Raw genomic sequence first — 2728 nt, 5'->3', positions numbered from 1 at the left:
GAATAGGGGAATAGGGGAATAGGGGGCGACGGGTCATTGGTGTCCTTGCCGTCGCCGCGCTGGCTTCAGCGGCACCCCACAAAAAATCTCCTCCACCTATCGAACCTTTTGCTGCGCCGCGCCGACTGATGGTCAGAGGCGAATGGGTCGCCTCGATCAAAAGATCCAGGAGATCATCATGTTCAAGCGCACTCTTACCTCGGGCCTCGTCGCCATCTTCGTCGCCACCGGCGCGCTCGCCGGCACTGTCGGCACGTCGTCAGCCCACGGCATGCATGGCCATCATCATCACCACCACAATCATCACAAGAAGCACTTCAAGAAGTTCTGGTGGAAGCACTACAACCACCACCACAACCATCACCACAGGCACGGCAGGGTGATCATTTTCCTTTGATGGAGGGACCCAATTCCCCAAGAGGGCGGCTTCGGCCGCCCTTTTTGCGTTCGGCGATCACCTTGTGAAGTCGGGCGGCAAAGCTGCTGATCCCCGCGAGCTACGGCATGCACACATTTCCAAGCAACTGGTCTTTGGCGATAGAGGTGCATGGCAGCTTGGCGCATGCATTGCCTATGCGGCGCTGGTCCCGCTCCGTCTCGGCTTCGCCGAGCCAACGCTCGCCCACCAACGCTCCTTTCCTTTCCCTCCGGAGGGGGGGAAGGTGGCGCTGCGAAGCAGCGACGGATTGGGGGACCCACCCGGCCATCGGGCCTCGGGCCGATCAGTCACCCCAGTCATAGCAGATATGTGCATGGCATAGCCCCCAGCAAGTGGGGGAGATTGGCCGCATCAACGTCCTCGCCAACCCTTTCCAGTCGCCGTCAGCGTGGACCTCGGTCCATCCGATTTCCCAGCTCCAGAAAAATCAAAAAAGTTCGAACCTTTTTCCTGGCTGTGACGACAGATGATCAAGAGGCGGATGGATCGCCTCGGTCAACGAAGCAAGGAGATCGTCATGTTCAAGAACACACTCGTTTCCGGCCTTATCGCCACCGCCGTCGCCGCCGCCACGCTGGCCGGCACCGTGCAGCCTTCGGCCGCCCACAGCCATCACCACAACCGCGAAATCGGCATCGGCATTGCTGCCGGCGTCGGCGGCTTCGTCCTCGGCAGCCTGCTCGCCCAGCCGCGCACCGTCTATGTCGACGAAGGCGGTGGCTCGTGGCATGTCCGCCGCTGCTACGATCGCTATGCCAGCTACGACGCGGACTCCGATACCTATCTCGGCCACGACGGATACCGCCACTATTGCCGTCTCTGAGGGGAGGACCCGTTCAGCAACAGAGGGGCCCATGCGAGCCCCTCTTCTGTTGTCTGGATGGTAGCGGTGCGTGCTCCATCTGCCGCTTCAGCGCAGAACTGAAGGGATTGGTCCGGCGACAGATCGGACAGTGTACAGAGATTTTCCGAGCGTCTATCCTGGACCGCGAAACGCGGGGAGAGACCCTTGGACGAGCAGGACCCCAGGGAAGACCTGGTCGAAACGGTTTTCCGCAACGGCACCGTCACCACCGTCGGCATCCTGCTGGCGTTTTCGCTGGGCTTCATCACCCATTGGGCCGCCAACCCGATCCCGTGGCAGACCTACCATCTTGTCGCCGTCCTGCCGATCCTGGCCGGCATTGCCTTGCAGATGCGGGCGCTCTCGCTGCTGCTCGACACGAAATGCCTGCAGCGGCGCATCTATGAACGCGCCAACCGCATCTTCATGGCCGGCCTGATATTCACCGCCTGCGGCGTCGGCATGGCCATCCTTCTCGATTTCTTCGATATCGCGACCAGGAGCGCGCTGCCCGGGGCGGGCTGATCAGCCGGCTCGCACGCCGCCGATCATCCTGGTCACCTCGGCTGCCGCATCGCGCACCAGCGGGCCGATCTCGGCCAGCCGCTCCGGCGTCACCCGCACCGTCGGTCCCGACACGGAAACGCCGCCGATCGGCTCGCCGAATTCGTTGAAGATGGCGGCTGCCACGCAACGCATGCCGGGGTGCCGCTCCTCGTCGTCGACCGACCAGCCGCGCTGCTTGATCCGCGCCAGATCGTGGGCAAGCGCCGAAATGTCGGACAGCGTCCTGTCGGTGAAGCGCTGCAGGCCTGCCTTGCGCAGCATGGTTCCGACGCGCTCCGGCTCGAGATGCGCCAGCACCGCCTTGCCGATGCCGGACGCATGGAAGGGGCTGCGCGTGCCCGGCCGGAAGAAGGCGCGGATCGCCTGATGCGTCTCGACCTGACTGACGAAGACCACGCAATCGTCCTCGGCGACGCCGAGATTGGCGGTCTCGCCGGTTCTCTCCATCAGCTCCTGCATGACGACACGCGCGCGGTCGACCAGCTTGCGGCGGCGCAGGAAGGCCGCGCCCATACGGTAGGTCTCGACGCCGATCGACCACAACTGGTCTGATGTGTCGAATTCGACCATTCCGTGGTTTTGCAGCGTCGTCAGCATGCGGTAGGCGGTGGAGGCGGCAAGCCCGCTCTGCGCCGATATTTCGCTCAGCGACAGGCCGCTGCCTTCCGCGACAATGGCCAGGATCCGCAGCGCCCGATCGAGCGACTGCACCGAACTGGCCTCCGAGGGCCCATTGAAAGCGCGCGGCCGGCCGCGCGGGGGCGCGGTCCCTGACAACTCCTCCACCCCCTGGCCCGGGCGGCGCGACGGCGACATCCGCGCCAGCGCCGAATTCAATCTATATCGCGCTCGCGTCTGGGACGTGCTGCGCGACGAGG

General features: G+C 64.1%; 4 protein-coding genes. 3 read left to right on the top strand and 1 reads right to left on the bottom strand.

Annotated elements, in window-relative coordinates; genetic code table 11:
- Window positions 1–178: 178 nt before the first annotated feature.
- From AC0L2D_RS31725 to AC0L2D_RS31715, 3 genes are all read left to right on the top strand, one after another.
- On the top strand, window positions 179–397 hold the full coding sequence (locus AC0L2D_RS31725) for a hypothetical protein (protein ID WP_013531393.1): 219 nt from the start codon (window positions 179–181) through the stop codon (window positions 395–397).
- 559 nt (window positions 398–956) lie between these two features.
- Window positions 957–1262, top strand: a complete 306-nt coding sequence (locus tag AC0L2D_RS31720) for a BA14K family protein (RefSeq protein ID WP_013531394.1) — start codon at window positions 957–959, stop codon at window positions 1260–1262.
- A gap of 186 nt (window positions 1263–1448) precedes the next feature.
- Window positions 1449–1808, top strand: a complete 360-nt coding sequence (locus AC0L2D_RS31715) for a hypothetical protein (protein WP_013531395.1) — start codon at window positions 1449–1451, stop codon at window positions 1806–1808.
- On the opposite strand, the gene bhcR is transcribed toward AC0L2D_RS31715, so the two are convergent.
- On the bottom strand, window positions 1809–2666 hold the full coding sequence (gene bhcR / locus AC0L2D_RS31710) for an HTH-type transcriptional regulator BhcR (protein WP_473544099.1): 858 nt from the start codon (window positions 2664–2666) through the stop codon (window positions 1809–1811). It abuts the gene before it with no gap.
- Window positions 2667–2728 lie beyond the last annotated feature (62 nt).

The sequence above is a fragment of the Mesorhizobium sp. WSM4833 genome (assembly GCF_055811095.1).
The sequence above is the reverse complement of the archived record's forward strand: the minus strand, read 5'-3'. Positions and strand labels throughout refer to the sequence as shown.

Excerpts from the sequence above, each read along its gene's own strand:
- AC0L2D_RS31720 (WP_013531394.1), top strand. The coding sequence starts at position 957 with ATGTTCAAGAACACACTCGTTTCCGGCCTTATCGCCACCGCCGTCGCC.
- bhcR (WP_473544099.1), bottom strand. The coding sequence starts at position 2,666 with ATGTCGCCGTCGCGCCGCCCGGGCCAGGGGGTGGAGGAGTTGTCAGGG.
- AC0L2D_RS31725 (WP_013531393.1), top strand. The coding sequence starts at position 179 with ATGTTCAAGCGCACTCTTACCTCGGGCCTCGTCGCCATCTTCGTCGCC.